The following is a 26407-nucleotide window of genomic DNA, read 5'->3' as shown; positions in this document are numbered from 1 at the left end:
CGAGAAGCGACTGTGTCGCAAGTAACCTAGTGTGATGCTTGTGCAGCGTGTGGTTCGTGTTGTTGCCACTGTGCTAGCCGTCGCCGTCGTTCTCGGCACGGGCGTGGCGTGGAACAACGTCCGGGCATTCGAAGACGGCATCTTCCACATGTCGGCGCCGTCGCTAGGTAAGGGCGGCGACGACGGCGCGATCGACATCCTGCTGGTCGGCCTGGACAGCCGCACCGACGCGCACGGCAACCCGTTGACTCCCGATGAGCTGGCGACGCTGAAAGCCGGTGACGAGGAAGCCACCAACACCGACACCATCATCCTGGTCCGGATACCGAACAACGGGAAGTCGGCCACCGCGATCTCGATTCCGCGCGACTCCTATGTGGTAGCGCCCGGTCTGGGCAAGACGAAGATCAACGGGGTCTACGGCCAAACCCGGGAAGCCAAGCGGACCAACCTGGTCAAGGCCGGCGATTCGGCCGAGGACGCCGCCGTTCAGGGAACCGAGGCCGGCCGCGAGGCCTTGATCAAGACCGTCGCCGACCTCACCGGTGTCACCGTCGACCACTACGCCGAGATCGGGCTGCTGGGCTTCGCTTTGATCACCGATGCGCTCGGCGGCGTCAACGTGTGTCTCAAAGATGCTGTATACGAACCGCTTTCAGGTGCAGACTTCCCGGCCGGTCCGCAGAAGCTGGACGGGGCCGAGGCGCTCAGCTTCGTGCGTCAGCGCCACGACCTGCCGCGCGGTGACCTCGACCGGGTGGTGCGCCAGCAGGTCGTGATGGCGTCGCTGGCCCACCGGGTGATCTCCGGCCAGACGTTGTCGAGCCCCAGCACGCTGAAGAAGCTGGAGGCCGCCGTGCAGCGCTCGGTGGTGATCTCCCAGGGCTGGGACGTGATGGATTTCGTGCAGCAGCTGCAGAAGCTGGCCGGCGGTAACGTCGCCTTCGCCACCATCCCGGTGCTCGACGGGGCCGGCTGGAGCGACGACGGCATGCAGAGCGTGGTCCGGGTGGACCCGCACCAGGTTCAGGACTGGGTCGCCAGCCTGTTGCACGACCAGGATCAGGGCAAAACCGAGCAACTGGCCTACACTCCCGCCAAGACCACCGCCACCGTCGTCAACGACACCGACATCAACGGACTGGCGGCTGCGGTGTCAGATGTGTTGAGCTCCAAGGGATTTACCACCGGCGCGGCGGGCAACAACGACGGCAGCCACGTCAAATCCAGCCAGGTGCGCGCCAACAAGCCCGACGACATGGGCGCCCAGGAAGTCTCCAAGGAGCTGGGCGGGTTGCCTGTGGTCCCCGATGCGTCGCTGGCGCCGGGATCGGTCCGGGTGGTGCTGGCCAACGACTACACCGGACCGGGCTCGGGCCTGTCGGGCGGTACGACAGCACCGGCACGAGTGACGAACCAGTCGGCCACCGATCCGAATGTTCCTGCGCCCTCACCGATCCTGACGGCCGGCAGCGACAAGCCGGAGTGCATCAACTGACCACGCTATCCGGGGCAATCCTCGATCCGATGCTGGCCGCCGACCCCGTCGGTCCGCGCATCACCTATTACGACGACGCGACCGGCGAGCGCATCGAGTTGTCCGCGGTGACCCTGGCCAACTGGGCGGCCAAGACCGGCAACCTATTACGCGACGAGTTGGGCGCGGGCCCGCACAGCCGGGTGGCGATCTTGCTGCCGGCGCATTGGCAGACCGCGGCGGTGCTGTTCGGGGTGTGGTGGATCGGCGCCGAGGCGGTTCTCGACGGGCCGGGCGACCTGGCACTGTGCACCACCGAACGGCTCGACGAGGCCGACGCGGCGGTCGAGCCCGGCGGCGAGGTCGCAGTGTTGTCGCTGGATCCGTTCGGCCGCCCGGCGCCGGACCTGCCGATCGGCGTCACCGATTACGCCACCGCGGTGCGGGTGCACGGCGACCAGATCGTCGCCGAACGCCATCCCGGCCCCGCGCTGGCCGGCCGGTCCGTCGAAGAAGTCCTGGCCGACTGTGAAAGCTCTGCGGCGACAAGGGGTTTGATGGCCAAGGATCGGGTGCTTTCCACCGCCTCGTGGCCGGGCCCCACCGAGTTGGTCGACGGCCTGCTGGCCGTCATGTCCATCGGCGCCTCGTTGGTGCAGGTCGCCAACCCGGATCCGGCGGCGCTGCAGCGCCGCGTCGAGACCGAGAAGATCACCCGCATCCTCTGACAACACATGTTGATATCGCAATACATATATGTTAATTTCATGCCAGCATGAAGTGGACGGCGCGACAACTTCGCTGTTTATGTCGCCACCGCGATAACTATCTGATAATCGTTGTCATTAACGAGGCGGCGACGGGAAGGAACCGGCATGGCGGCATACGGGCTACTGGCGAAGGCGGCGGGAACGGTATTCACCGGCCTGGTCGGCGTGACGGCTTATGAGGTGGTCCGCAAGGCGGTGGCCAAGGCGCCGCTGCACCAGACCGCCGTGGCGACCGCCGAACTCGGACTGCGCGGCACCCGCAAAGCCGAGACGGCCGCGGAGTCGGCACGACTCAAACTCGCCGACGTGATGGCCGAGGCCCGCGAGCGCATCGGCGAGGAGGCGCCTACCCCTTCCCTTGGCGACACCCACGATCACGACCACTGATCGCTCGCCATGAGTCTCGCGCTCGTTGAAGACATCGCAACCGCCAAAGGCCCCTCCCTCGAAGTACTTTCGGATGCAGCCGGCCGCATGCGGGTTTCGGTCCCGTGGGTGCGCTGCTGCGCTCGGCGAGCCGTCGCGGTCGAAGAGGCCGTGGCCAAGCAGACCGGCGTCCGCGCCGTGCACGCCTACCCGCGCACCGGTTCGGTAGTCGTCTGGTATTCACCCCGCCACTGTGCCGTCACCGACGTCATGGCCGCCATCGGCAGCGCCGAACATGTTGCCGCCGAACTGATTCCGGCACGGGAGCCACATTCCTCGGAAGTCCGCAATTCCGATGTGCTGCGCATGGTGATCGGCGGTCTGGCCCTGGGCTTACTCGGCGTGCGCCGCTACGCTTTCGCCCGGCCCCCACTGCTCGGCCCGAGCGGGCGGGTGGTCGCCTCCGGCGTCACGATCTTCACCGGCTACCCATTCCTGCGCGGTGCGCTGCGCTCGCTGCGATCCGGTAAGGCCGGCACCGATGCGCTGGTCTCGGCCGCGACCGTCGCGAGCTTGATCCTGCGCGAGAACGTGGTCGCGCTGACCGTGCTGTGGTTGCTGAATATCGGTGAGTACCTACAAGATCTGACATTGCGGCGGACCCGGCGGGCCATTTCGGAACTGCTGCGCGGCAGCCAGGACACGGCGTGGATCCGGATCGCGGCGCCGTCCGGGAGCCCGAGCCCCTGGACCGAGATCCAGGTGCCGATCGACAGCGTCGAGATCGGCGACGAGGTGGTGGTGCACGACCACGTCGCGATCCCGGTGGACGGCGAAGTGGTCGACGGCGAGGCCATCGTCAACCAATCCGCGATCACCGGGGAGAACCTGCCCGTGAGCGTCGGTGTGGGCACCCACGTGCACGCCGGGTCCGTCGTGGTGCGCGGACGCGTGGTGGTACGCGCGCAGGCCGTCGGCAACCAGACCACGATCGGGCGCATCATCAGTCGCGTCGAGGAGGCGCAGCACGACCGGGCCCCGATCCAGACGGTCGGCGAAAACTTCTCGCGCCGGTTCGTTCCCACCTCGTTCATCGTCTCGGCGATCACGCTGGCGATCACCGGAGACGTCCGGCGCGCGATGACCATGCTGTTGGTCGCCTGCCCCTGTGCGGTGGGCCTGGCCACCCCGACAGCGATCAGCGCGGCGATCGGCAACGGCGCGCGCCGCGGCATCCTGATCAAGGGCGGATCGCACCTCGAGCAGGCGGGTCGGATCGACGCGATCGTGTTCGACAAGACCGGGACCCTCACCGTCGGACGTCCGGTAGTCACGAATATCGTTGCCATGCACAAGGATTGGGAGCCAGAGCAGGTGCTGGCGTATGCGGCCAGCTCCGAGATCCACTCGCGGCATCCGCTGGCCGAGGCTGTCATCCGCTCCACCGAGGAGCGTCACATCAGCATCCCGCCGCACGAGGAGTGCGAGGTGCTGGTCGGCCTGGGCATGCGGACCTGGGCCGACGGCCGCACCCTGCTGCTGGGCAGCCCGTCGCTGCTGCAGGCCGAGCAGGTCAAGGTGTCCAAGAAGGCCAAGGAGTGGGTCGACAAGCTGCGCCGCGAGGCCGAGACCCCGCTGCTACTGGCGGTGGACGGCACCCTGGTCGGGCTGATCAGCCTGCGTGACGAAGTCCGGCCCGAGGCTGCCGAGGTGCTGAACAAGCTGCGGGCTAACGGGATTCGCCGCATCGTGATGCTCACCGGCGACCACCCGGACATCGCCGAGGTGGTCGCCGGCGAGCTGGGCATCGACGAGTGGCGCGCCGAGGTGATGCCCGAGGACAAGCTCGAGGTGGTGCGCGAGCTGCAGGGCGAGGGCTACATCGTCGGCATGGTGGGCGATGGTATCAACGATGCTCCGGCGCTGGCAGCCGCCGACATCGGGATCGCCATGGGGCTGGCCGGAACCGACGTCGCCGTCGAAACCGCCGACGTGGCGCTGGCCAACGACGATCTGCATCGCCTACTCGACGTCCGCGATTTGGGCGCCCGCGCGGTCGATGTGATCCGGGAGAACTACGGCATGTCGATCGCCGTCAACGCCGCCGGGCTGATCATCGGCGCCGGCGGGGCGCTGTCCCCGGTGCTGGCCGCGATTCTGCACAACGCGTCGTCGGTTGCCGTGGTGGCCAACAGTTCTCGCCTGATCCGCTACCGCCTCGACTAAGGCCTTCCGGCGCTGGTTGCCGAACTTAATCCTGGTTTCACTAAGCGTTTACGCGAATCTATTTACGCACGCGTTAATCTGCCCAGCAAATCGTCGCGCTTAACTAAACGGGACACGATATGGACTTCGGATTGCTGCCGCCGGAGGTCAACTCCGGGCTGATGTACACCGGGCCGGGGGCGGGGCCGATGCTGGCCGCCGCCGCGAGCTGGGACGCGATAGCCGCCCAGCTGGAGTCCGCCGCCAGCGGCTGCTCGTCGCAGATCTCGGGGCTAGCTGCGCGGTGGATTGGCCCGTCGTCGGCGCGGATGGCCGCCGCGGCCAGCCGCCACGTCGCGTGGCTACAACTCAGCGCCACCCGGGCCGCAAAGGCTGCCGCCCAGGCTTATTCGGCCGCGACAGCCTACGAGGCTGCGTACGGGATGACCGTGCCCCCACCAGTGGTCGCGGAGAACCGCCTGCGGCTCACGGCACTGGTCGCCACCAACGTGCTTGGCCAGAACACCCCGGCGATCGCGGCCACCGAAGCCGAGTACATGCAGATGTGGGTCCAGGATGCCAGCGCCATGTACGGCTATGCTGCCGCGGCCGAAACGGCCAGCGCGCTGGAACCTTTCGAGGAACCCCAGCAGACCACCGACCCGACGGGACAAGAGGATCAGGCCAATGCGGTGGCCCGGGCAGCCGGCGATACCGCCCAATCGGCGGCGCAGCTTGCCTCGTCCGTGGAAGTTCCGGCGGGCGACATACTCAACGTGGCGCCCGGTGGGGCGGTCCTCCAACCCGGCGTCACCGTCAACGTCACCGCGGGTTACCCCGTCATCGTTGCCCAAGGTGCAACCATACGTGTCCTCGCTGATGCGACATATGTCCTCCCCAACGGCAACACCTTCGTCTTTTCGGCCGGCCCCAACGCATTTGTGGCCAATACCACCATCACGATCCTGCAAGGCACCGTCCAACTCACAGCGAACAGCGCCGGCACCATCACCGTCCCGGGCCAGGGCCTTATCGCCGGCACCCTGGTGACGGCCACCGTCGACGCGGGCGGCTCGGTCGTCACCATCAATTCCGGCACCGTCTTTACGGCGCCAGCCGTCGTCACCCCAGTCACCCCCATCGCCGCCGCCTCGGGTACGTCCGGCGCGGTGGCGGCGGCGCCGTTGGCCGCCTCGCCTGGCCTGGCCGGAACCGCGGGAATTCAACCGCAGCTCAACGTCGAGGGACTGATTCAATGGGCCGAGGGTCTTTCGGCCGGCTAGACGAAGCGGGCCCTCGCTGCGTGTTCAGCATGCGCTTGAGCACCTTTCCGCCCGCGTTGCGGGGCAGCTCGTCGACGAACAGCACATCACGCGGAATTTTGAAGCGCGCCAACCGGTTTCGGATATATTGCTGGACGTCACGCTCGGTCAGCGACGCGCCCGGCCGCAGCACGATGTAGGCGCGCAGGCGCTGGCCGAACTCCTCATCGTCGACGCCGATCACCGCGACGTCCGCAATGTCGGGGTGGTGTTCGAGCGCATCCTCGACCTCGCCCGGGTACACGTTCTCCCCGCCGGAGACGATCATCTCGTCGTCGCGCCCGTCGACGAACAGCCTGCCGGCCCGGTCGAAATGACCGACGTCGCCGGTCGATATCAGGCCCTCGATGGACTCCCTTTGGCCGCCGGTGCTGTATCCCTCGAAGGCCAGGATGTTGCCGACGAAAATCCGCCCCGTCGTTCCCACGGGTGCTTCCTGCCCATCGTCGGTGTAGACCTTGACGACCGACCCGGGCGCCACCGAACCGACGCAGCCCGGCTCGGCGGCCAGATCGGCGGGCGTGGCGATGGTCGCGTAGGCGACCTCGGTCGAGCCGTACATGTTGTAGACCACGGGGCCGAATGCCTCAAGCGCACGGGTGGCCAGCGCGGCGCCCAGCTGGGAGCCGCCGATGAACACGATGCGCAGCGACGACAGATCGTGTTCGGCCAGCGCCGCCGGGCCCAGATCGAGGATGCGCCGCAGCATCGTGGGAACGACGACCATGGCACTGGCACGATGTGCGGCCACGCTCGCCACGGTCCGCTCGGGATCGAAGTGGCGGCGCAGCACCAACGTCGAGCCCAGCACCGTCGCGTACATCGCCTGGCTGAATCCATTCGAATGAAACAGCGGCACACAGCATTCGGTGACCTCGCGGCCCCGGAAGGGTACTTTGCCGAGAAGGCCGCCGACCGGGATCAGCGAGTAGGGTTCCGAACGTACCGCGCCCTTGGGGACGCCCGTCGTCCCGCTGGTCGAGATGACGATCTTGGGACGGCCGCCGGAACGCGGCGGCGCAGCGGGGTCGCCGCGTTCGATCAGCCCCTCGAGCGTGTCGGCCGCGGGCGTTTCCGCCCACGCGCGCAGCCGGCCCAGCCTGGGGTGCACGCCCGCGACGACGGTGGCGTACTCCTCGTCGTACACCAGCAGGTCGGCGCCCTCGCGAGCCACCATCTCGGCGAGCTGCACGCTGCCGAAGCCGGTGTTGAGCAGCAGGATGCTCGCGCCGCATTTGCCGGCGGAAAAGACCGCTTCCAAAAAGCCGCGGTGGTTGCCCACCAGGATGGCCACGCTAGTGCCCGGGCCGAGGCCCAGGCGACGCCACTCGTTGGCCAATGCGTTGGTTCGCCTGTCCAGGTCGCCGAAACTGAGCGGACCGTGCTCGTCGATCAGCGCCAACCCCTTGGGGTCTCGCCCGGCGGTGATCGCCGTTGCCGCCCCCAGCAGGCCGTAGCGTTCGACCGCACGCAGCATCGGCACCATCGCACTCGGCGGAATCAACCTGAGTCCGCCAGATCGCGCGTACCACCACAGCGACCGGGCTTCCAGCCCGAGGCGTTTGATCATGACATGGATGCTGCCCGGGCGGGCGGGCGTCGATAAGGGCGCAATGCCACTGCGCCCGAGGTCTTTGGTCACCGCCGGAGCGCTCGTAGTTATTGTGTCTAACCATGGCACGCAGCGACGACGACACCTGGGACCTGGCGACGAGCGTGGGAGCCACCGCCACCATGGTGGCCGCCGGACGGGCCCGGGCCACCAAGGACGAGCTGATCGACGACCGGTTCGCCGAGCCGCTGGTGCGCGCGGTCGGCGTCGACTTCTTCACCCGCTGGGCCAACGCCGAGCTCGACGCGGCCGACGTCGACGAGCCCGGCGCGCCGTGGGGCATGCAGCGGATGACCGACCTGCTGGCGGCGCGCACGCGCTACATCGATGCGTTCTTCGCCGACGCCCAGCAAGACGAAGCCGCCGGCATCCGCCAGGTCGTCATCCTGGCCTCCGGTCTGGACGCGCGCGGATACCGACTGGCCTGGGCTCCGGGAACGACGGTGTTCGAGATCGATCAGCCGGAAGTCATCGAGTTCAAGACCACCACGATCGAAGCGCTCGGTGCCAAGCCCACCGCCGAGGTCCGGGCCGTCGCGGTCGACCTGCGCCACGATTGGCCGTCGGCGCTGAAGCGGGCCGGATTCGATACCGGCCAACCCGCCGCGTGGGCCGCAGAAGGCCTCCTCGGCTTCCTGCCGCCCGACGCCCAGGATCGCTTGCTGGACAACATCACCGCGCTGTCCGCCGACGGCAGCCGGCTGGTGGCCGAGGTGTTTCTGAACACCGGCTGCAATCAGAACGCGTTGAACGGCGCCAGCCAGCGGTGGCGGGACCACGGGCTCGACGTCGTGCTCGGCGATCTGGGTTTCCCCGGCGAACGCAACGATGCGGCCACGTATCTGGCCGATCGCGGCTGGCAGCCGGTGCGCACCCCACTGAATCAGTTGTTGGCCGACAACGGATTACCGCAGCAGCCCGATGGTGACGACGCGCCGTTCGCCAAGAATTACTACTGCACCGCAGTCTTGCACCAGGCCGGGTAAGAGGAAGGCCCCACGATGCCAAACAGCCAGCCGCCCAAGCCACTTGACGGATACCGGGTTCTCGATTTCACGCAGAACATCGCCGGGCCGCTGGCTGGACAGATCATGGCCGACCTCGGCGCCGAGGTGATCAAGGTCGAGGCGCCCCACGGCGAAGCGGCCCGGCAGATCGTCGCGGTGCTGCCCGGCCGGCCGCCGCTGCCCACGCTGTTCTGGCCGCACAACCGGGGCAAGAAGTCGGTGGCGGTGGACCTGACCAACGACGAAGCCAAACAACAGATCTTGCGACTGGTCGACACCGCCGATGTCGTACTCGAGGGGTTCCGGCCCGGGGTGATGGAGCGTATGGGGCTGGGCCCCAACGAGTTACAAGCGCGCAACCCGAAGCTCATCTACGCACGTTTGTCCGCCTATGGCGGCAACGGCCCGCAGGGCAGCCGGCCGGGCGTCGACCTGATGGTCGCCGCGGAGTCGGGCATGACCACCGGAATGCCCACGCCGAGCGGCAAACCACAGATCATTCCGTTCCAGCTCGTCGACGCGGCCAGCGGCCACGTGCTGGCGCAGGCGGTGCTGGCCGCGCTGCTCAACCGCGAGCGGCACGGTGTGGCAGACGTGGTCCGGGTGGCGATGTACGACGTCGCGGTCGGTATGCAGGCCAGCCAGCTCACGATTCACCTGAACAAGCCTGCCGAGACGCCCAAGCCGAAGCCGGAAGCGGCGCCAACTGCCAAGAAACGCAAGGGCGTTGGCTTCGCCACCCAGCCGTCGGATGCCTTCAAGGCCGCGGACGGGTACCTGGTGATCAGCGCGTACGTGCCCAAGCACTGGGCGAAGCTGTGCGAGATCATCGGCCGGCCCGACATGTTGGACGACGAACGGTTCATCGACCAGCGCTCCCGCGCGATGAACTACCCCGAGTTGACCGAGGAACTCGAGTCGGCGCTGGCCACCAGGACCGCCGCCGAATGGGTTGAGCTGCTGCAAGAAGGCGGCTTGATGGCCTGCCTGGCCTACACCTGGAAGCAGGTCGTCGGCACCCCGATGTTCGCCGAAAACGAACTCGCTCTCACGGTCGGCAATGGTGACGATGAAATCACGGTGATCCGCACTCCGGCCCGCTACTCCAGCTTCGACGCGGCAGCCACCGATCCCCCACCCGCGCCGGGCCAGCACAACGACATGTTTCTGGCCGAGTCCTGATTTCGCGCACCGGCTTTCTTTGAATCGCCGATGAAACGACTCGTTGTCAAAGCAGGGACACCTGGGTTTCTTTGAGTTGTCGATGAATCCGTCGGCGTTTAGCACGGTGATCGGGCAGTCGCGGAAGGCTTCCTCATACGAACTAGCCGCAGGCGGCACGACGTCTTGTCGTCCGCTTATCTGACTTGCCTTGGTTGCCAGGGCCGGTGGGCGCATGATTGACACACGACGTTCTACCGGTCATAAAGAGTCGTCAGCTTCGGGGTAGCGGACCGGCCGCTTGCCGACTTCTAACCGTTGGAGGAGTCGTATGAATGCGCTTGTCGAAACGGCCAGATCCGGGTCACTTCTGAAGAATCTGCGCCACGACGTTCCCGCATCGCTCGTCGTCTTCCTTGTGGCCCTGCCACTTTCGCTGGGCATCGCGATCGCCTCCGGGGCCCCGCTCGCCGCCGGCTTGATCGCCGCGGTGGTGGGCGGCATCGTCGCCGGCACTTTCGGCGGGTCGTCGGTCCAGGTCAGTGGCCCGGCCGCGGGCCTCACCGTCGTGGTCGCCGGACTGATCGACGACTTCGGCTTCCCGATGTTGTGCCTGATGACGATCGGCGCGGGTGCGCTGCAGATCGCGTTCGGGCTGAGCCGGCTGGCACGCGCCGCGCTGGCTATTGCTCCGGTGGTCGTGCACGCGATGCTGGCGGGCATCGGTATCACGATCATTTTGCAGCAGATTCACGTACTGATGGGGGGATCGTCACACAGCTCTGCTTGGCAGAATCTCGTGGCGTTGCCCAACGGGATTCTGCATCACGAACTGCATGAGGTGATCACCGGCGCAACGGTCATCGCGATCTTGTTGGTCTGGTCGCGGCTGCCCGCCAAAATTCGGATGATCCCCGCCCCACTGGTCGCCATCGTCGCTGCCACCGCGCTGGCGATCGCGGCGGGGCTGGATACCGATCGAATCTCCCTGTCGGGCAACTTCTTCGACGCACTCAACCTGCCTCATATCTCGGGAGCGACCCCGAACGGCAAGCCGTGGCTGGACGAGACCGAGGACATCGTCATCGGTGTCCTGACGATCGCCCTGATCGCCAGTGTGGAATCGCTGCTGTGCGCGGTCGGTGTCGACAAACTGCACAACGGCCCACGCACGAACTTCGACAAGGAGATCATCGGGCAGGGCAGCGCGAACGTGGTATCCGGATTGCTTGGCGGATTGCCGATTACCGGTGTCATCGTGCGTAGTTCGGCCAACGCGGCCGCGGGCGCCCGCACCCGGATGTCGGCCGTGCTGCACGGCGTGTGGATCCTGCTGTTCGCCTCGCTGTTCACCGACCTGGTGGAACTCATCCCAAAGGCCGCGCTGGCCGGACTGCTAATCGTGGTCGGCGCCCAGCTGATCAAGCTAGCTCACATCAAACTAGCTTGGCGCACAGGCAATTTCGCAGTGTACGCCATCACCATTCTGTCGGTGGTGTTCCTGAACCTGCTCGAAGGTGTGCTCATCGGGCTCGCCGTCGCCATCGGCTTCCTACTGGTCAGGGTGACCCGCGCACCGGTCGCGGTGCAGCCGGTCGGCGGTGAGCAGTCCAAGCAGTGGCGCATCGATATCGACGGCACGCTGAGCTTCCTGCTGCTGCCCCGCCTGACCAAGGCGCTCGCGTCGGTGCCGCAGGGCACCGAGGTGACGCTGAACCTGAACGCGGACTACATCGACGACTCCGTATCCGAAACGATCGAGGATTGGCAACGCACGCACGAAGCGCGCGGCGGAGTGGTGGTGATCGTGGAGACGACCGGCCCGAAACTGCAGAACGCGCACGCGCGCCCACCGAAGCGGCACTTCGCGTCCCCCCCGATCGGGCTAGTGCCGTGGCGGTCGGCGAATCACGAAAACAATGGCGAAGCCTCCATTCTCGACCGCGTCGATGAGTACCACCGCAACGGCTCGGCCGTCTTGCACCAGCACATCGCGGGGCTCGGCGGCGCCCAGGACCCGTATGCGCTATTCCTCACCTGCGCCGATTCCCGGATCCTGCCGAACGTCATCACCGCCAGCGGCCCCGGCGACCTGTATACCGTCCGCAACTTCGGCAACCTGGTGCCGGCCGACTCCGACGACCGATCGGTCGACGCCGCAATCGAATTCGCGGCCAGTCAGTTGGGCGTGCGTTCGGTTGTCATCTGCGGGCACTCGTCGTGCGCAGCGATGAAGGTGCTGCTCGACGACAACGCCGGTCACTCCGCGACCCCGATGGCCCAGTGGCTGCAATACGCCGGCGACAGTCTGGCCGCCTACCGGGATCACCATCCGGCACGCGCCAGCGCCGCGGCCAACGGGTACTCGGAGATCGACCAGCTGAGCATCGTCAACGTTGCCATTCAGCTGGAAAGACTGATCCGCCATCCGATCTTGGCGACCCCGGTCACGGTCGGCGATATCCAGGTGGTCGGCATCTTCTTCGACATCGCGACCACCCGGGTGTACGAGGTGACGCCGCGCGGCATCGTGTGCCGCGAAGAACCCCCCGCTACACGCCCGGCAGACGAACAACCTGCAGGAAGAACTCATCGATCTGCCTTACCGCACTGATGAATTGGTCGAGGTCGACCGGCTTTGCGACATAGGCGTTGGCATGCAGCTTGTAGCTGCGCAGGATGTCTTCCTCCGCCGAGGAAGTGGTGAGCACCACGATCGGGATACGCGCGAGATCCGCGTCGGACTTCACCTTCTCCAGCAACTGGCGGCCGTCGTACTTGGGCAGATTCAGATCCAGCAGGATGAGGTCCGGTCGCGGCGCGCCCTCGAACCGACCGCGCTTGTAGAGAAAGTCGAGCCCTTCTTCACCGTCGTGCGCGACGTGCAGTCGATTCTGAAACTTGTTGTGCTCCAATGCCTCCCGCGTAATGAGTTCGTCTCCCGGGTCGTCTTCGACGAGCAGGATCTCGATTGCTCTGCTGGCGGGTGTCATTGGCGCGTTCCTTCCAGTGCGGCTGGGCGTTGCACGTCCACGACAGCGGGGAGCGTGAACTCGAATCGGGTTCCGTCGGTGTAGGCCGTATCGATCCGGACTGCGCCGTCGTGGTATTCGACGATCTTCTTCACCAGTGCCAGGCCCACACCCGTTCCCGGGTATACCTCGCGGCCGTGCAGCCGCTGGAAGATCACGAACACCTTTTCGGTGAACTCCTCGGCGATGCCGATGCCGTTGTCCGACACGGTCAGCAGCCATTGGTGAGTATCCGGGCGCAGTTGGCAGTCGATGACGATCCGGGGCGACCGATCGACGTGACGGAACTTGATCGCATTGCCAATCAGGTTCTGCCACAACATCGTCAGCAGTGTCGGATCTCCGAGGACCTGTGGCAGCGGCTGGGCCGGGCGCACAATCTCGGTGTTCGACTCCTCGATGGCGGTGGCGAGGTTGGACACGGCCGCGTCCAGCGTCACGTCCAGGTCGACCTCGGTTTGCTTGCCACCGACCCGGCCGACTCTGGAGAAGCTCAACAGATCGTTGATCAGCACCTGCATCCGCTTGGCACCGTCAACCGCATAGTTGATGTATTCGATCCCGCGCTCGTCGAGCTGATCGCCGTACCGCTTCTCGAGCAACTGACAAAACGAGGCGACCTTGCGCAGCGGCTCCTGCAGATCGTGCGAGGCGACATAGGCGAACTGCTCGAGTTCGGCATTGGATCGCTTCAATTCGATTGCCTGCTCGTCCAATCGCGCCTCGGCCGCCCGCGAGGTGTCCAGTGCCGAAACGATTCGCTGGCGCATGTTCTCGACGTCAATGGCCATGTCCCGAATATCCTTGGGCCGCTGCGGGACTGAGATGGTCTCGGTAAAGCTACCCTCGGTGATCCGCCGGCATGACGCGGCCAGCGCCGCCAGCGGTAGGGTGATAGCACTGCGGGTCAGCACCCCCAACGTAATTGCCAGGCCGAAAAAAACCAGCACCACCGCGGCCAACACGCGGTCCCGCCAGGCCCTGATGTCGTTCAATTCGTCAGTAGCCTGCGCGGCCGCCGCGGCGAGATCGGTATTCTGCGTTTCGAAAAGTGCACGCAAATGGTCGAATTCGGCTTTGCCCCGATCCGCCATCCTGCTGTTGACCACGTCGGGGGCGGTGGGGACCACGCTCGCGATCAGCGGCTCGGCAGAGCTGGCCCGCCAATTGGCGGCGGCCCGCTCGACGGCGTCCAAATCGTTGATCAGGTCCACGCGCTGACCGAGCAGCCGCCGGGCTTCCTCGGCCGCCGCCTGTTCGGCGTGTTGCCCGTCGTAGTAAGGCGTGAGGAACTGCCGGTCGGCGGCGATCGCATAGCCACGCACGCCGGTTTCCTGGTCGCGCAATGCTGCCTGCAGCTGCAGGGCGGCCCGGCGCGCGGGCTGAATCTGGTCGGTCAGGCCGCGCGACACCTCGTCGGTGCGATTCAGCAGCGCCGCGCCCGCTGCGGCGCCGGCGAGCACCAGCAAGCCCATGCTCAACAAGACGAGGAACAGCCAACCGCGCACGGTCAGCTGCGCCGGCGGGTGCGCGTTGGTGATCATGTCGCCGTCCGCTCTACCCGCACCACGGCGATGTCATCGGTGAGACCACCGCGCGGCTGGGCGAGCTCCTCGGCACCGTCGATCAGCGCGTCGACGAAAGCCGAACCGGGCAAGTTGTCGTGAGTACGCGCCAGTGCAAGCAAGCCATCCTCCCCCAGTCGCTCGTTGCCGGTTCCGGAATATCCCTCGAAGAGGCCGTCGGTGAGCAGCAAGAGCCCCTGCCCCACCGGCAATTCCAGCTCGGACTGCGGCCAGTCGTCGGCGCGCAGTCCCAGCGCCGGCCCGGCCGGCGGCTCGATCCATTCCACCGGCGCGGCGCCTTGGCGCAACATACCCGGATGCCCGGCCCGGATACAGGTGATGCTCGGGGTGTCGGGCGCGATCTCTAGGGACAGCACCGTCGCGAAGATGCCGCTGCCGGCCCGTTCGGCCTGCAGCACGCGCTCCAGCTGGCGCATCGATTCGGCGGCGCGCACGCCCGCGAACGTGAGGGCGCGCCAAGCGATTCGCAACGCCGCGCCCAGGGCGGCCTCGTCGGGCCCGTGTCCGGCGACATCCCCGATCAAGACGTGCACAACCCGGTCCGGTGTCTGCACGACGTCGTAGAAGTCACCGCACAGCAGTGCGTCTACCCGACTCGGCCGGTACCGGGCGACGATCTCGACACCCGGGTTGTCCAGCAGCAACGGCGACGGCAACAGGCCGCGTTCCAGCAAAGCGTTCTCGCGGGCTCGGAGCTGAGTCGCGTGCAGGTCCGCGGCGATGATCTCAACCCGCTTGCGCTCGATCGCGTAAAGCAGCGCACGGCGCAGCATTTCGGGTTCCACCCGGCCCTTGACCAGATAATCCTGTGCCCCGGCCGCGACCGCGGAGGCGCCGAAGAATTCGTCGTTCAAACCGGTCAGCACCACGATCGGCACCGTCGCGTCACGTTTGGCGATGCGGTCCAGGGCCTCGATACCGCTAGCGTCGGGCAGATGTAGATCCAGCAGTACGCAGTCCGGCCGGGCCGATGCCAGCTCACGCTCGGCGTGTGCCATCGACTGCGCCCAGGTCACGCGGATGTCGTCGACCGCGCTGGAAATCAGGTCTTCGACCAGCACCGCGTCGGCGCGATCGTCTTCGACCAGGAGCAGCGACAAGGTCTGCCAGTGCGCCGCCGGGGTGACTGGGCTCAGCATTTCGCACCCCTTGCCGCAGTCGTACCCTGCTCATTTGGCGCTACGCGTGGCCGCTACCCTCCGAACGGCGCACGCTGAGCTTGGTTGTAGCGCACGATCCTATTAGGCAACCTGAGTTTGTGGGCACGGGGTCCCGGAAAACGGTCAGCGCAGCAGCGCCCGTGACATGACCACGCGCTGAATCTGGTTGGTGCCCTCATAGATCTGGGTGATTTTGGCGTCGCGCATCATCCGCTCGACGGGAAAGTCGATGGTGTAGCCGGCGCCGCCGAACAGCTGCACCGCGTCGGTGGTGACCTCCATCGCGACGTCAGAGGCAAAGCATTTCGACGCCGCCGAGATGAAGCCCAGATTCGACTCGCCACGCTCGGCCCGCGCGGCCGCGCTGTAGACCATCAGCCGAGCGGCCTCCACCTTCATCGCCATGTCGGCCAGCATGAACTGCACACCCTGGAAGCTGCTGATCGACTCGCCGAACTGCTTGCGGTCCTTGGTGTATGCGATGGCCGCGTCCACCGCGCCCTGCGCGATACCGACGGCCTGAGCGCCGATGGTCGGGCGGGTGTGGTCCAAGGTGGCCAGCGCCGTCTTGAAGCCGGTACCGGGCTCGCCGATGATCCGGTCGCCGGGGATGCGGCAGTTCTCGAAGTAGAGCTCGGTGGTCGGTGAGCCCTTGATGCCGAGCTTGCGCTCCTTCGGTCCGACGGTGAACCCCTCGTCGTCCTTGTGCACCATGAACGACGAGATACCGTTGGCGCCCTTGTCGGGATCGGTCACCGCCATCACGGTGTACCAGGTTGACTTGCCGCCGTTGGTGATCCAGCACTTCGCGCCGTTGAGAATCCAGTCGTCCCCGTCGGCCTTGGCGCGGGTGCGCATCGAGGCGGCGTCGCTGCCGGCTTCACGCTCGCTCAGGGCGTAGGACGCCATCGCGGTGCCGTCGGCGATCGACGGCAAGACCTGCTTCTTCAGTTCGTCCGAGCCGCGCAGGATCAGGCCCATCGTGCCGAGCTTGTTCACCGCCGGGATCAGCGACGCCGACGCGTCGACCCGGGCGACCTCTTCGATCACGATGCAGGCCGCCACGGAGTCCGCGCCCTGGCCGCCGTACTCCTCGGGCACGTGCACGGCGTTGAAGCCCGAGGCGTTCAGCGCGTCCAGCGCCTCCTGCGGGAAGCGGGCATTCTCATCCACGTCCGCGGCGTGCGGAGCGATTTCCTTTTCTGCCAGCGCCCGAATCGCTGCCCGTAACTCCCGGTGCTCCTCGGGCAATTGGAACAGATCGAAGTCGGGGTGTCCGGCCCATCCAGCCATCGTGAAACTCCTAGCCCTCTTGCTACTCGTGGGTAACTTTACCCTGCAGCTCTTGCAGGGCCTCATCCTTGGCCCGCACGCTGTCGGCCAGCTGCTCCTGGAACGCCACGATCCGGGCCCGCAGCGCGGGGTCGGAGGAGCCGAGAATCCGGACCGCCAGCAACCCCGCATTGCGGGCGCCTGCGATCGAGACCGTGGCCACCGGGACGCCGGCGGGCATCTGCACGATCGAGAGCAAAGAGTCCATGCCGTCCAGCCGGCCCAGCGGCACCGGCACCCCGATCACCGGCAGCGGCGTCGCCGACGCGACCATGCCGGGCAGGTGGGCGGCGCCCCCGGCGCCCGCGATGATCACCTCGATGCCCCGGTCCGCCGCGCCGCGGGCGTAGTCGAACATCACGCCCGGGGTGCGATGCGCCGAGACCACCCGGACCTCGGCCGGGATGTCGAACTCGGCCAGGGCCGCGGCGGCGTCGGCCATCACCGACCAGTCGCTGTCGCTGCCCATGATCACGCCAACGCGAGGCTCACTCATGATGCGGATCCCATCCGTCCGTCCACTGCCCGTGTGACAACCAGTGTGCCGCGAGCTCGGCGCGCTTCCGCAGCGCGGCCAGCTGCGCCATGTCGGTGCCGAGGAAGTTGACGTGGCCGACCTTGCGGCCGGGCCGTTCCTGCTTGCCGTAGAGGTGCACCCGGGCGTCGGGCATCCGCGCGAACAGGTGGTGCAACCGCTCGTCGACGGTCATTTCCGGCGGCTGCGCGGCACCCAGGACGTTCGCCATCACCGTGACCGGGACGACGGCGTCGGTGTCGCCGAGCGGGTAGTCCAGTACCGCCCGCACATGCTGTTCGAACTGGCTGGTGCGCGCCCCGTCCATGGTCCAGTGCCCGGAATTGTGCGGCCGCATCGCGAGTTCGTTGACCAGCAGCTCGCCCCCGACGGTCTCGAACAGCTCCACCGCGAGCACCCCCACCACGCCGAGTTCGGCGGCCAGCCGCAGCGCCAGCTGCTGTGCGCCCGCAGCCACCTGCTCCGGCAGGTTCGGTGCGGGCGCGACGACCTGGACGCAGATCCCGTCCCGCTGCACGGTCTCCACCACCGGCCACGCCGCACCCTGGCCGAACGGTGACCGCGCCACCAGCGCCGACAGTTCGCGCCGCAGGTCCACCTGCTCCTCGGCCAGCACCGGCACCCCATCGGCCAGAAAGCTGGCCGCGATTTCGCGGGCGTGCAATGGGTCGCGCGCCATCCGCACCCCGCGCCCGTCGTAACCGCCACGGACGGCCTTCACGACCACCGGACCATCTATGCGCCGCGCGAAGGCGTCCAGCTCCGCGAGGTTCGCGATGCCCGCGTAGCGCGGCACCGCGGCACCCAGGGCCGCCAGCCGGTGGCGCATCACCAGCTTGTCCTGGGCGTGGACCAAAGCCCGCGGTGGGGGTGCCACGTTGACGCCGTCGGCGACCAGCTTCTCCAGCAGCTCCGTCGGGACGTGCTCGTGGTCGAAAGTCAGCACGTCGGCGCCGGCGGCGACCCGGCGCAGGTCTTCCAGATCGGTGTGCGAACCGATCACCACATCGGGGGTGACCTGGGCGGCGGGGTCGTCGGCGGACAGAGCCAGCACTCGCAGGCTCTGCCCCAGCGCGATCGCGGCCTGGTGCGTCATCCGGGCTAGTTGACCGCCGCCGACCATGGCGACCGACGGTTTGGGTGTACTCGGCACGGCCATTATCGTGTCACGGGACGCTGGTTGCTTCGTTGAACGCGTGTTGACCGGCTGTGACGCGAAATTGTTAGGTACCATTTTGCGCCGTTTTCGAGTCCGTCCGTACACTCACGTGTTGTGTCCTTTGCCGATGCCACAATCGCGCGCTTGCCCCAGGCCTTTCAGCCCTATGCACAGCGCCATCATGAATTCATCAAATTTGCCATCGTCGGGGGCACCACCTTCATCATCGACTCGGCAATTTTCTACACGCTCAAGCTGACGATTCTCGACACCAAGCCGGTGACGGCGAAGGTGATCGCGGGCATCGTCGCGGTCATCGCGTCCTACGTGCTGAACCGGGAGTGGAGCTTCCGCGACCGAGGCGGCCGCGAGCGTCATCACGAGGCGCTGCTGTTCTTCGCGTTCAGCGGCGTGGGGGTGCTGCTGAGCATGGCGCCGCTGTGGATTTCCAGCTACGTCCTGCAGCTACGGGAACCGATGGTGTCGCTGACCGTGGAGAACATCGCGGACTTCATCTCGGCCTACATCATCGGCAACCTGCTGCAGATGGCGTTCCGCTTCTGGGCGTTCCGGCGCTGGGTGTTCCCCGACGAGTTCGCGCGCAACCCCGACAAGGCGCTGGAATCGGCCCTCACCGCGGGCGGCATCGCCGAAATGCTCGAGGACGAGATCGAGGACGGCAACGTCACGCTGCTGCGCTCCTGGCGCAACCGGCGTAACCGGATCAATCAGCTCGGTGACTCCTCGGAACCCAGGGTGTCGAAGACTTCGTGATACAGCAGCGCGTGTACCTCGCGCAGCCGCGGAATGTTGTAGAACTCCAACGGATCCTGTGACGCCGACTCGATAATCAGCGTCCCGGTGCGAAACGGTCGCTCCCAAATCTTGTCCCGGAATTCCACGCTGTTAATCCGCGCCAGCGGGATATCGATCCCGTTGCGGGTCAGCAATCCGTGCCGATACATCACCCGGCGATTGGTGACGACGAAATGTGTGGTGAGCCAAGTCAAGAAGGGCCACAGCGTCAGCCAGCCGACGATCACCAACCAGATCCCCCAGATGACGCCGTGGACGATGTTCTTGGCCATCTGCTCCCAGTGCGTTGAGTTGACGTAGCCCGACCCGAACGCCGCCAGCCCGGTCACCAGGATGAAGATCACCACCGGCCAGATCAATCGCTTCCAGTGCGGATGGCGATGAATGACAACCTGTTCGCCGGCGGCCAGGGCGTTATCGGGATAGCTCATGCGGGTGACACTAGCCCCGCAAATGCACGACGTCACCGGCAGAAACGACGACGGTCTCGGTCCCGGCCTCCAGACACAGCCGGCCGTGATCGTCGATTCCGCTGGCAGTCCCGACGATTTCCTTGCCGCCGGGCAGTTGTGCGCGCACCCGGGTGCCGATGGTCCGGCTGCGTGCCCGGTAGTCGGCGGCTAACTGCCAGTCGGCCCCGCGAGCGGCCTGCCACGCGACGATCCGCCCGCCGAGCTCGCGCAGCACCGCGCGGACCAGCTGACCGCGGTCGGGGGCGGCCACGCCCAGGTCGAACAAGGAGGTCGCGCCCGGCCCGTCGACCTCCTCGGGTGCCTGAGTCACGTTGAGCCCCAATCCAATCACCACGACCGGCCGGGCGACCTCGGCGAGGATGCCGGCCAGCTTGCCACCCCCGGCCAGCACGTCGTTGGGCCACTTGAGGCCGACCTCCACCCCGGCCAGCAGCGGGGTCACGGCGTCGACCACCGCTACTCCGGTGGCCAGCGGCAGCCAGCCCCACCCGGTGACCGGAACGTCGACGACGCTCACCGCCACCGACATCGTGACCTGTGCCCGCGGCGAAGCCGACCAGCCGCGGCCGTGCCGTCCGCGACCGGCGGTCTGGTGTTCGGCGATCAGCACCGCTCCGGCGATGTCGGTGCCGTCGGCCGCGCGAGCCAGCAGGTCGGCGTTGGTGGAACCGGTCTGCTCGACGACATCGAGTCGCCGCCAACCCAATCCGCTCCCGACGAGTTCGGCGCGCAGCGCGGCCGCATCCAGTGGTGGCCTCAGTGAGTCGCGATCCATCGACGTCCAGCCTAGAGGGCCGGAGCTCAGTGGCGGCGATCTCGCATGTCCAGTGCCGCCAGGTGGCTGAACAGCATGCTGGTCCCGATCGGGTTGCCACCGCCGGGATAGGCCAGCCCGCTGGGCGCGGCCATCGTGTTGCCCGCCGCGTACAGACCGGGGATGGGCTTGCCGGAGGTGTCGAGCACCCGCGCCGCGGTGTCGGTGCGCAGGCCGCCCTTGGTGCCCAGATCGGACAGCCCGAACTGCGCGGCGTGATACGGCGGTGAGTCGATGGCGACCAGCGGCGAGGCGCCTCCGGAGAACGCGCGATCGAAGGCCTCGTCGCCGCGGCCGAAGTCCTCGTCGACGCCGGATGCGGCAAAACCGTTGAACCGGGCCACCGTTGCGGCCAGCCGATCCCCCGGGACCCCGATCTTGGCGGCCAGCTCCTCGAGGGTGTCGGCGGTGTGCCACAGCCCGGCGGCGACGTACTTCTCGGTCTCGACGATGGACACGTTGGCGGCCTTGACCGGCGGCACCTCGCCTTCCTTGTCGTCGTAGATCATCCAGTACGGCAACGACATCGAGCCGTCTTGCAGCTGCGCGATGATCTCGCGCCCGGCCCGGTCGTAGGCCCTCGACTCGTTGACGAACCGATCGCCGTGCTGGTTGACGAAGATGCCGCCGGTGAACCACAGCGCGAACGCCGAGCGGCCGTCGGGATGGGTCATGCCCGGTGACCACCACGCCTGGTCAAGCAGGTCGGTGTCGGCGCCCGCGGCGATGCCGGCCTGCAGCGCCAGACCGCGACTTCCCGGGCCGCCCATGGTGTCTCGCGCCACGCCCGGCACGCCGTATTCGCGGCGCAACTCCTCGTTGGCTTCGAAACCGCCGGCGGCCAGCAGCACGCCCAGCCGGGTGCGGATGGCGCGGCGCTCGCCGGCGGTCTCGACGATCGCTCCCGTAACCCGCCCGTCGGACATCACCAGCTCGACCAGCGCGGTGTCGCGTTGCAGCGACGCGCGGGGGTACTGCTCGATGGCCTTGAGGAAACGCGCGATCAGCGCGCGGCCGCCGAGGTAGTAGTCGGGCGGGGTTTCGGCGCCGAGCCGGTCGGTGTCCAGCGGCCCGCGAATCGCGTCGCGCAATTCGGGAGCGGCGGCCACCTTCAACGGCTTGGCGGCGATGTGGCGCTGCCCGTCCAGGCGCGCCTTCGGCGCCTTGCCGTAGTAGTCGGGCCAGGGCAACGGCACGAACTTGAGGTTCGGGTCTTCTTCCAGGTACTCGATCAGCGGCGCGCCACCACGAACGAACGTCTCCTGGAGGTCGCGCGGGGTGCGGTCGCCGACCACGGCCCGGTAGTAGGTGAGGGCGTCCTCGATGGTGTCGTCGTCCATACCGGCCCGGACGAGCACCGGGTTGCAGGGAAACCAGACGCCGCCGCCCCCGGAGTATGCCGTCGTGCCACCGAATTTGTCGGTCGCCTCGACCAGCACCACCTCGAGTCCTTCGCGCGCCGCGGTGTAGGCACCCGTGACCCCGCCGCCGCCGGACCCCGCGACCAGCACGTCGCACTCTTTGCTCCACTGCACCGTGCCCATAGTCAGCGCAGCCTATCCCCGCCGCTAAGCTCGACTCCCATGACGAGCGTTACCGACCACACTGCAGAACCCGCTGCCGAGCACACCATCGACATCCACACCACCGCGGGCAAGCTGGCCGAACTGCACAAGCGCCGGGAGGAGTCGCTGCACCCCGTCGGTGAAGAGGCCGTCGAGAAGGTGCACGCCAAGGGCAAGCTGACCGCCCGCGAGCGCATCCTCGCCCTGCTCGACGAGGACTCGTTCGTCGAGCTCGACGCGCTGGCCAAGCACCGCAGCACCAACTTCGGCCTGGAAGCCAACCGCCCGCTCGGCGACGGTGTGATCACCGGCTACGGCACCATCGACGGCCGCGACGTCTGTATCTTCAGCCAGGACGCCACGGTGTTCGGCGGCAGCTTGGGCGAGGTCTACGGCGAGAAGATCGTCAAGGTCCAGGAGCTGGCCATCAAGACCGGCCGCCCGCTGATCGGTATCAACGACGGCGCCGGCGCGCGGATCCAGGAAGGCGTCGTCTCGCTGGGCCTGTACAGCCGCATCTTCCGCAACAACATCCTGGCGTCGGGCGTCATCCCGCAGATCTCGCTGATCATGGGTGCGGCGGCCGGTGGGCACGTGTACTCCCCCGCCCTGACCGACTTCGTCGTGATGGTCGACCAGACCAGCCAGATGTTCATCACCGGGCCCGACGTCATCAAGACCGTCACCGGCGAGGACGTCACGATGGAGGAACTCGGCGGCGCCCACACCCACATGGCCAAGTCGGGCACGCTGCACTACGTCGCCTCCGGCGAGCAGGATGCCTTCGACTGGGTCCGCGACCTGCTGGGGTATCTGCCGCCCAACAACTTCACCGACCCACCCCGCTACGCGGTGCCGGCCCCGGAGGGTCCGATCGAGGAGAACCTCACCGAAGAGGACCTCGAGCTGGACACACTGATCCCGGACTCGCCCAACCAGCCCTACGACATGCACGAGGTGATCACCCGCATCCTCGACGACGACGAATTCCTGGAAATTCAGGGCGGTTACGCGCAGAACATCGTCGTCGGATTCGGCCGGGTCGACGGCCGGCCGGTCGGCATCGTCGCCAACCAGCCCACTCAGTTCGCGGGCTGTCTGGACATCAACGCCTCCGAGAAGGCGGCGCGGTTCGTGCGGACCTGCGACTGCTTCAACATCCCGATCATCATGCTGGTGGACGTGCCGGGCTTCCTGCCGGGCACCGGCCAGGAATACAACGGCATCATCCGGCGCGGCGCCAAGCTGCTGTACGCCTACGGCGAGGCCACCGTCCCCAAGATCACCGTCATCACCCGCAAGGCCTACGGCGGCGCGTACTGCGTGATGGGGTCCAAGGACATGGGCTGCGACGTCAACCTGGCCTGGCCGACCGCGCAGATCGCGGTGATGGGCGCCTCGGGCGCGGTCGGCTTCGTCTACCGCCAGCAGCTCAAGCAGGCCGCCGCCGAGGGCCGCGACGTCGACGAGCTGCGGCTGCAGTTGCAGCAGGAGTACGAGGACACCCTGGTCAACCCGTACGTCGCCGCCGAGCGCGGTTACGTCGACTCGGTGATCCCGCCGTCGCACACCCGCGGGTATATCGCCACGGCGCTGCGGCTGCTGGAACGCAAGATCTCCCACCTACCGCCGAAGAAGCACGGGAATATTCCGCTATGAGCGAGACGAACGGTTCAGCCCCCGCGGGCGACGAGGCCACCGGGGCGGCTAACTCCGCGCACGCGCCGCACATCCAGATTCTGCGGGGTCATCCCACCGCCGCGGAGGTGGCCGCGCTGATCACCGTGCTGGGCAGTGCCGGGGGTGGCGCGGCGCCCGAGCAACCGGAAAAGACCCGCTGGGGCCTTCCGGTCGACAAGCTGCGCTATGCGATCAGCAACTACCAGCGCATCACCCTGCAGGAACGCATCCACATGCAGCGATGACCCGGGTCGTACTCGGGTCGGCCTCCAGCGGCCGCCTCAAGGTGCTGCGCCAGGCGGGCATCGATCCCCTGGTCGTCGTCTCCGGCGTCGACGAGGATCGCCTGATCGACAATCTGGGACCCGACGCCTCGCCCGGCGACGTGGTCTGTGCGCTGGCCCAGGCAAAGGCCGAGCAGGTGGCCGGTGAACTCGATGCCGCCGTCGCGACCGATTGTGTTGTGATCGGCTGTGATTCGATGCTGCACCTCGACGGCGGGCTGTGCGGCAAGCCGGAATCCGTCGAGGCCGCGCGCCAACTCTGGCAGTCGATGGCCGGGCGTTCCGGCCAGCTCTATACCGGTCACTGCGTTATCCGTCTGCAGGACAACAACATTGTCCATTGCGAAGCGCAAACATCAATCACCACAGTGCATTTCGGAACACCGGAGCCCGACGACCTGGAGGCCTACCTCGCCGACGGCGAATCACTGCGGGTCGCGGGCGGCTTCACCCTGGACGGCCTGGGCGGCTGGTTCATCGACGGCGTCGACGGCGATCCGTCGGCCGTAGTGGGCATCGGACTGCCGCTGACCCGGGTGCTGCTGCGCCGCGCGGGCCTATCCATCGCGGCACTGTGGGCGGACAACGCCGAACCTCGGCGCTGAGTAGGCTTTGCCGTGTGCCGCTACCTCCCGATTCAAGCCCCACGCTGTCGGCCTACGCCCACCCCGAACGCCTCGTCACCGCCGACTGGCTGTCCGGCCACCTGGGCTCGCCCGGCCTGGCGATCGTCGAATCCGACGAAGACGTGTTGCTCTACGACGTCGGGCACATCCCCGGCGCGGTCAAGATCGACTGGCACACCGACCTCAACGACCCGCGGGTCCGCGACTACATCTCCGGTGAGCAATTCGCGGAATTGATGGACCGCAAGGGCATCTCGCGCGACGACACCGTGGTGATCTACGGCGACAAGAGCAACTGGTGGGCCGCCTACGCGCTGTGGGTCTTCACGTTGTTCGGCCATCCCGATGTGCGGTTGCTCAACGGTGGACGCGACCTGTGGCTGTCCGAGCGACGCGACACCAGCCTCGAGGTGCCGACCAAGACTTCGACCGGCTACCCCGTCGTGGCCCGCAACGACGCGCCGATCCGCGCCTACAAGGACGACGTGCTCGACATCCTGGGCAGCCAGCCGCTGATCGACGTGCGCTCACCCGACGAATACACCGGCAAACGCACGCACATGCCCGACTACCCGGAAGAGGGCGCGCTGCGTGCCGGCCACATTCCCACTGCCCGATCGATCCCGTGGGGCAAGGCGGTCGACGAGAGCGGCCGGTTCCGCAGCCGCGAAGAGCTCGAAGAGCTGTATGGATTCCTGCAACCCGACGACAAGACGGTCGTCTACTGCCGCATCGGCGAGCGGTCCAGCCACACCTGGTTCGTACTCACCCACTTGCTGGGCAAGCCCGGCGTCCGCAATTACGACGGGTCCTGGACCGAGTGGGGCAACACCGTGCGGGTGCCGATCGTCGCGGGCTCGGAACCAGGCCAGGCACCGGGCCAGGCACCAGGCCAGGCACCGGGAGCCGTACCGGCCCGATGACCCTGCCCGCTCCGCTAGCCGAGGTGGTGTCCGACTTCGCCGCAGTGCAGGGTCAGGACAAGCTGAAGCTCTTGCTGGAATATGCCGATGAACTTCCAGCCCTGCCGCCCTTTTTGGCCGAAGCGGCGATGGAACCGGTTCCCGAGTGCCAGTCGCCGCTGTTCTTGCATGTCGACGCGCACGACCCGAACCGGGTGCGGCTGTATTTCAGCGCTCCCGCCGAAGCACCCACCACCCGTGGATTCGCTTCGATCCTGGCCGCCGGCCTCGACGAGCAACCAGCAACCGAGATCCTGGCGGTGCCCGAGGATTTCTACAGCGAGCTGGGGCTGGCCGCTCTGATCAGCCCGCTGCGGCTGCGGGGCATGTCGGCGATGCTGGCCCGTATCAAAAGGCGGCTGCGAGATACCGCCGAGTAACCCCCGAATACCGACACCGCCTCTTCGTCCCGACGGCGCGGCGCTTAGACTTCCCCCGAAATCGTTGTAAGAAATTCTCTTAG

24 protein-coding genes are annotated in these 26407 nt (G+C 67.1%); 14 read left to right on the top strand and 10 right to left on the bottom strand.

Annotated elements, in window-relative coordinates:
* The first annotated feature begins 31 nt into the window (after positions 1 to 31).
* The 5 genes from MJO58_RS06185 (at position 32) to MJO58_RS06165 (ending at position 6101) form a co-directional block, all read left to right on the top strand.
* Positions 32 to 1498, top strand: coding sequence for an LCP family protein (locus MJO58_RS06185; RefSeq protein WP_434086310.1), 1467 nt, complete (start codon positions 32 to 34; stop codon positions 1496 to 1498).
* On the top strand, positions 1486 to 2205 hold the full coding sequence (locus MJO58_RS06180; protein WP_217493105.1) for a TIGR03089 family protein: 720 nt from the start codon (positions 1486 to 1488) through the stop codon (positions 2203 to 2205). Before MJO58_RS06185 ends, MJO58_RS06180 begins: the two co-directional genes overlap by 13 nt.
* Before the next feature lie 147 nt (positions 2206 to 2352).
* Positions 2353 to 2634 (top strand): DUF1490 family protein, encoded by a 282-nt coding sequence (locus MJO58_RS06175; RefSeq protein WP_090600719.1) that lies wholly within the window; start codon positions 2353 to 2355, stop codon positions 2632 to 2634.
* Positions 2635 to 2643: 9 nt separating this feature from the next.
* The gene (gene ctpC, locus MJO58_RS06170) at positions 2644 to 4839 is read left to right on the top strand and encodes a manganese-exporting P-type ATPase CtpC (RefSeq protein ID WP_239722300.1); all 2196 of its coding nucleotides are present in this window, start codon (positions 2644 to 2646) and stop codon (positions 4837 to 4839) included.
* Positions 4840 to 4958: 119 nt separating this feature from the next.
* The gene (locus MJO58_RS06165) at positions 4959 to 6101 is read left to right on the top strand and encodes a PPE family protein (protein WP_239722299.1); all 1143 of its coding nucleotides are present in this window, start codon (positions 4959 to 4961) and stop codon (positions 6099 to 6101) included.
* On the opposite strand, the gene MJO58_RS06160 is transcribed toward MJO58_RS06165, so the two are convergent.
* The gene (locus MJO58_RS06160; protein WP_239722298.1) at positions 6052 to 7710 is read right to left on the bottom strand and encodes an AMP-binding protein; all 1659 of its coding nucleotides are present in this window, start codon (positions 7708 to 7710) and stop codon (positions 6052 to 6054) included. The two genes, MJO58_RS06165 and MJO58_RS06160, sit on opposite strands and share 50 nt — an antisense overlap.
* 104 nt (positions 7711 to 7814) lie before the next feature.
* Between MJO58_RS06160 and MJO58_RS06155 the strand changes: the two genes are divergently transcribed.
* The 3 genes from MJO58_RS06155 to MJO58_RS06145 all read left to right on the top strand — a co-directional run bounded on the left by MJO58_RS06155 (position 7815) and on the right by MJO58_RS06145 (position 12534).
* On the top strand, positions 7815 to 8738 hold the full coding sequence (locus tag MJO58_RS06155; RefSeq protein ID WP_090600715.1) for a class I SAM-dependent methyltransferase: 924 nt from the start codon (positions 7815 to 7817) through the stop codon (positions 8736 to 8738).
* A gap of 15 nt (positions 8739 to 8753) precedes the next feature.
* A complete protein-coding gene (locus MJO58_RS06150; RefSeq protein ID WP_239722297.1) occupies positions 8754 to 9941 on the top strand; it encodes a CaiB/BaiF CoA transferase family protein in 1188 nt (395 codons plus the stop codon).
* Between the two features lie 310 nt (positions 9942 to 10251).
* Positions 10252 to 12534, top strand: a complete 2283-nt coding sequence (locus tag MJO58_RS06145) for a SulP family inorganic anion transporter (RefSeq protein ID WP_239722296.1) — start codon at positions 10252 to 10254, stop codon at positions 12532 to 12534.
* Here MJO58_RS06145 and MJO58_RS06140 read toward each other — a convergent pair.
* The 6 genes from MJO58_RS06140 to MJO58_RS06115 all read right to left on the bottom strand — a co-directional run bounded on the left by MJO58_RS06140 (position 12473) and on the right by MJO58_RS06115 (position 18724).
* Positions 12473 to 12913 (bottom strand): response regulator, encoded by a 441-nt coding sequence (locus MJO58_RS06140; protein WP_090600712.1) that lies wholly within the window; start codon positions 12911 to 12913, stop codon positions 12473 to 12475. The two genes, MJO58_RS06145 and MJO58_RS06140, sit on opposite strands and share 62 nt — an antisense overlap.
* A complete protein-coding gene (locus MJO58_RS06135) occupies positions 12910 to 14496 on the bottom strand; it encodes a sensor histidine kinase (RefSeq protein WP_239722295.1) in 1587 nt (528 codons plus the stop codon). The genes MJO58_RS06140 and MJO58_RS06135 overlap by 4 nt, the downstream gene beginning before the upstream one ends.
* Positions 14493 to 15677: a PP2C family protein-serine/threonine phosphatase gene (locus MJO58_RS06130; RefSeq protein ID WP_090600710.1), complete on the bottom strand. Its 1185-nt coding sequence runs from the start codon at positions 15675 to 15677 to the stop codon at positions 14493 to 14495. The genes MJO58_RS06135 and MJO58_RS06130 overlap by 4 nt, the downstream gene beginning before the upstream one ends.
* A gap of 144 nt (positions 15678 to 15821) precedes the next feature.
* Entirely contained in the window at positions 15822 to 16991 is a 1170-nt protein-coding gene (locus MJO58_RS06125) for an acyl-CoA dehydrogenase (protein WP_090600709.1), read from the bottom strand.
* Positions 16992 to 17013: 22 nt separating this feature from the next.
* A complete protein-coding gene (gene purE, locus MJO58_RS06120) occupies positions 17014 to 17526 on the bottom strand; it encodes a 5-(carboxyamino)imidazole ribonucleotide mutase (RefSeq protein WP_239722294.1) in 513 nt (170 codons plus the stop codon).
* The gene (locus tag MJO58_RS06115) at positions 17519 to 18724 is read right to left on the bottom strand and encodes a 5-(carboxyamino)imidazole ribonucleotide synthase (protein WP_090600707.1); all 1206 of its coding nucleotides are present in this window, start codon (positions 18722 to 18724) and stop codon (positions 17519 to 17521) included. Before MJO58_RS06115 ends, purE begins: the two co-directional genes overlap by 8 nt.
* Positions 18725 to 18838: 114 nt before the next feature.
* Here MJO58_RS06115 and MJO58_RS06110 point away from each other — a divergent pair, with 114 nt between their 5' ends.
* Positions 18839 to 19498, top strand: coding sequence for a GtrA family protein (locus tag MJO58_RS06110; protein ID WP_175364363.1), 660 nt, complete (start codon positions 18839 to 18841; stop codon positions 19496 to 19498).
* On the opposite strand, the gene MJO58_RS06105 is transcribed toward MJO58_RS06110, so the two are convergent.
* From MJO58_RS06105 to MJO58_RS06095, 3 genes are read right to left on the bottom strand one after another with little or no spacing between them, the layout of a single operon-like run.
* On the bottom strand, positions 19453 to 19971 hold the full coding sequence (locus MJO58_RS06105; RefSeq protein WP_239722293.1) for a PH domain-containing protein: 519 nt from the start codon (positions 19969 to 19971) through the stop codon (positions 19453 to 19455). The two genes, MJO58_RS06110 and MJO58_RS06105, sit on opposite strands and share 46 nt — an antisense overlap.
* Positions 19972 to 19981: 10 nt before the next feature.
* Positions 19982 to 20788, bottom strand: coding sequence for a biotin--[acetyl-CoA-carboxylase] ligase (locus MJO58_RS06100; protein WP_239722292.1), 807 nt, complete (start codon positions 20786 to 20788; stop codon positions 19982 to 19984).
* A gap of 26 nt (positions 20789 to 20814) precedes the next feature.
* Positions 20815 to 22371 carry an FAD-binding protein gene (locus MJO58_RS06095; protein ID WP_239722291.1) on the bottom strand — a complete coding sequence of 519 codons (1557 nt, stop codon included), beginning with the start codon at positions 22369 to 22371 and terminating at the stop codon, positions 20815 to 20817.
* 39 nt (positions 22372 to 22410) lie between these two features.
* On the opposite strand from MJO58_RS06095, the gene MJO58_RS06090 reads away from it, so the two are divergent.
* From MJO58_RS06090 to MJO58_RS06070, 5 genes are read left to right on the top strand one after another with little or no spacing between them, the layout of a single operon-like run.
* A complete protein-coding gene (locus tag MJO58_RS06090; RefSeq protein ID WP_090600703.1) occupies positions 22411 to 24051 on the top strand; it encodes an acyl-CoA carboxylase subunit beta in 1641 nt (546 codons plus the stop codon).
* The gene (locus tag MJO58_RS06085) at positions 24048 to 24317 is read left to right on the top strand and encodes an acyl-CoA carboxylase subunit epsilon (protein WP_239722290.1); all 270 of its coding nucleotides are present in this window, start codon (positions 24048 to 24050) and stop codon (positions 24315 to 24317) included. The genes MJO58_RS06090 and MJO58_RS06085 overlap by 4 nt, the downstream gene beginning before the upstream one ends.
* Complete coding sequence (locus MJO58_RS06080; RefSeq protein ID WP_090600701.1) at positions 24314 to 24961, top strand: Maf family protein; 648 nt, start codon at positions 24314 to 24316, stop codon at positions 24959 to 24961. The genes MJO58_RS06085 and MJO58_RS06080 overlap by 4 nt, the downstream gene beginning before the upstream one ends.
* 14 nt (positions 24962 to 24975) lie before the next feature.
* Positions 24976 to 25905, top strand: a complete 930-nt coding sequence (locus MJO58_RS06075; RefSeq protein ID WP_239722289.1) for a sulfurtransferase — start codon at positions 24976 to 24978, stop codon at positions 25903 to 25905.
* Positions 25902 to 26324, top strand: a complete 423-nt coding sequence (locus MJO58_RS06070; RefSeq protein WP_090600699.1) for a SufE family protein — start codon at positions 25902 to 25904, stop codon at positions 26322 to 26324. The genes MJO58_RS06075 and MJO58_RS06070 overlap by 4 nt, the downstream gene beginning before the upstream one ends.
* The last annotated feature ends 83 nt before the right edge of the window (positions 26325 to 26407 follow it).

Origin of the sequence: Mycobacterium lentiflavum (assembly GCF_022374895.2) — a bacterium.
GTDB classification, from domain to species: Bacteria; Actinomycetota; Actinomycetes; order Mycobacteriales; family Mycobacteriaceae; genus Mycobacterium; species Mycobacterium lentiflavum.
The sequence above is the reverse complement of the archived record's forward strand: the minus strand, read 5'-3'. Positions and strand labels throughout refer to the sequence as shown.

Excerpts from the sequence above, each read along its gene's own strand:
- MJO58_RS06145 (WP_239722296.1), top strand. The coding sequence starts at position 10,252 with ATGAATGCGCTTGTCGAAACGGCCAGATCCGGGTCACTTCTGAAGAAT.
- MJO58_RS06090 (WP_090600703.1), top strand. The coding sequence starts at position 22,411 with ATGACGAGCGTTACCGACCACACTGCAGAACCCGCTGCCGAGCACACC.
- MJO58_RS06085 (WP_239722290.1), top strand. The coding sequence starts at position 24,048 with ATGAGCGAGACGAACGGTTCAGCCCCCGCGGGCGACGAGGCCACCGGG.
- MJO58_RS06135 (WP_239722295.1), bottom strand. The coding sequence starts at position 14,496 with ATGATCACCAACGCGCACCCGCCGGCGCAGCTGACCGTGCGCGGTTGG.
- purE (WP_239722294.1), bottom strand. The coding sequence starts at position 17,526 with ATGAGTGAGCCTCGCGTTGGCGTGATCATGGGCAGCGACAGCGACTGG.
- MJO58_RS06115 (WP_090600707.1), bottom strand. The coding sequence starts at position 18,724 with ATGGCCGTGCCGAGTACACCCAAACCGTCGGTCGCCATGGTCGGCGGC.
- MJO58_RS06165 (WP_239722299.1), top strand. The coding sequence starts at position 4,959 with ATGGACTTCGGATTGCTGCCGCCGGAGGTCAACTCCGGGCTGATGTAC.
- MJO58_RS06070 (WP_090600699.1), top strand. The coding sequence starts at position 25,902 with ATGACCCTGCCCGCTCCGCTAGCCGAGGTGGTGTCCGACTTCGCCGCA.
- MJO58_RS06150 (WP_239722297.1), top strand. The coding sequence starts at position 8,754 with ATGCCAAACAGCCAGCCGCCCAAGCCACTTGACGGATACCGGGTTCTC.
- MJO58_RS06130 (WP_090600710.1), bottom strand. The coding sequence starts at position 15,677 with ATGCTGAGCCCAGTCACCCCGGCGGCGCACTGGCAGACCTTGTCGCTG.
- MJO58_RS06080 (WP_090600701.1), top strand. The coding sequence starts at position 24,314 with ATGACCCGGGTCGTACTCGGGTCGGCCTCCAGCGGCCGCCTCAAGGTG.
- MJO58_RS06140 (WP_090600712.1), bottom strand. The coding sequence starts at position 12,913 with ATGACACCCGCCAGCAGAGCAATCGAGATCCTGCTCGTCGAAGACGAC.
- MJO58_RS06105 (WP_239722293.1), bottom strand. The coding sequence starts at position 19,971 with ATGAGCTATCCCGATAACGCCCTGGCCGCCGGCGAACAGGTTGTCATT.
- ctpC (WP_239722300.1), top strand. The coding sequence starts at position 2,644 with ATGAGTCTCGCGCTCGTTGAAGACATCGCAACCGCCAAAGGCCCCTCC.
- MJO58_RS06160 (WP_239722298.1), bottom strand. The coding sequence starts at position 7,710 with ATGATCAAACGCCTCGGGCTGGAAGCCCGGTCGCTGTGGTGGTACGCG.
- MJO58_RS06155 (WP_090600715.1), top strand. The coding sequence starts at position 7,815 with ATGGCACGCAGCGACGACGACACCTGGGACCTGGCGACGAGCGTGGGA.
- MJO58_RS06100 (WP_239722292.1), bottom strand. The coding sequence starts at position 20,788 with ATGGATCGCGACTCACTGAGGCCACCACTGGATGCGGCCGCGCTGCGC.
- MJO58_RS06095 (WP_239722291.1), bottom strand. The coding sequence starts at position 22,371 with ATGGGCACGGTGCAGTGGAGCAAAGAGTGCGACGTGCTGGTCGCGGGG.
- MJO58_RS06125 (WP_090600709.1), bottom strand. The coding sequence starts at position 16,991 with ATGGCTGGATGGGCCGGACACCCCGACTTCGATCTGTTCCAATTGCCC.
- MJO58_RS06175 (WP_090600719.1), top strand. The coding sequence starts at position 2,353 with ATGGCGGCATACGGGCTACTGGCGAAGGCGGCGGGAACGGTATTCACC.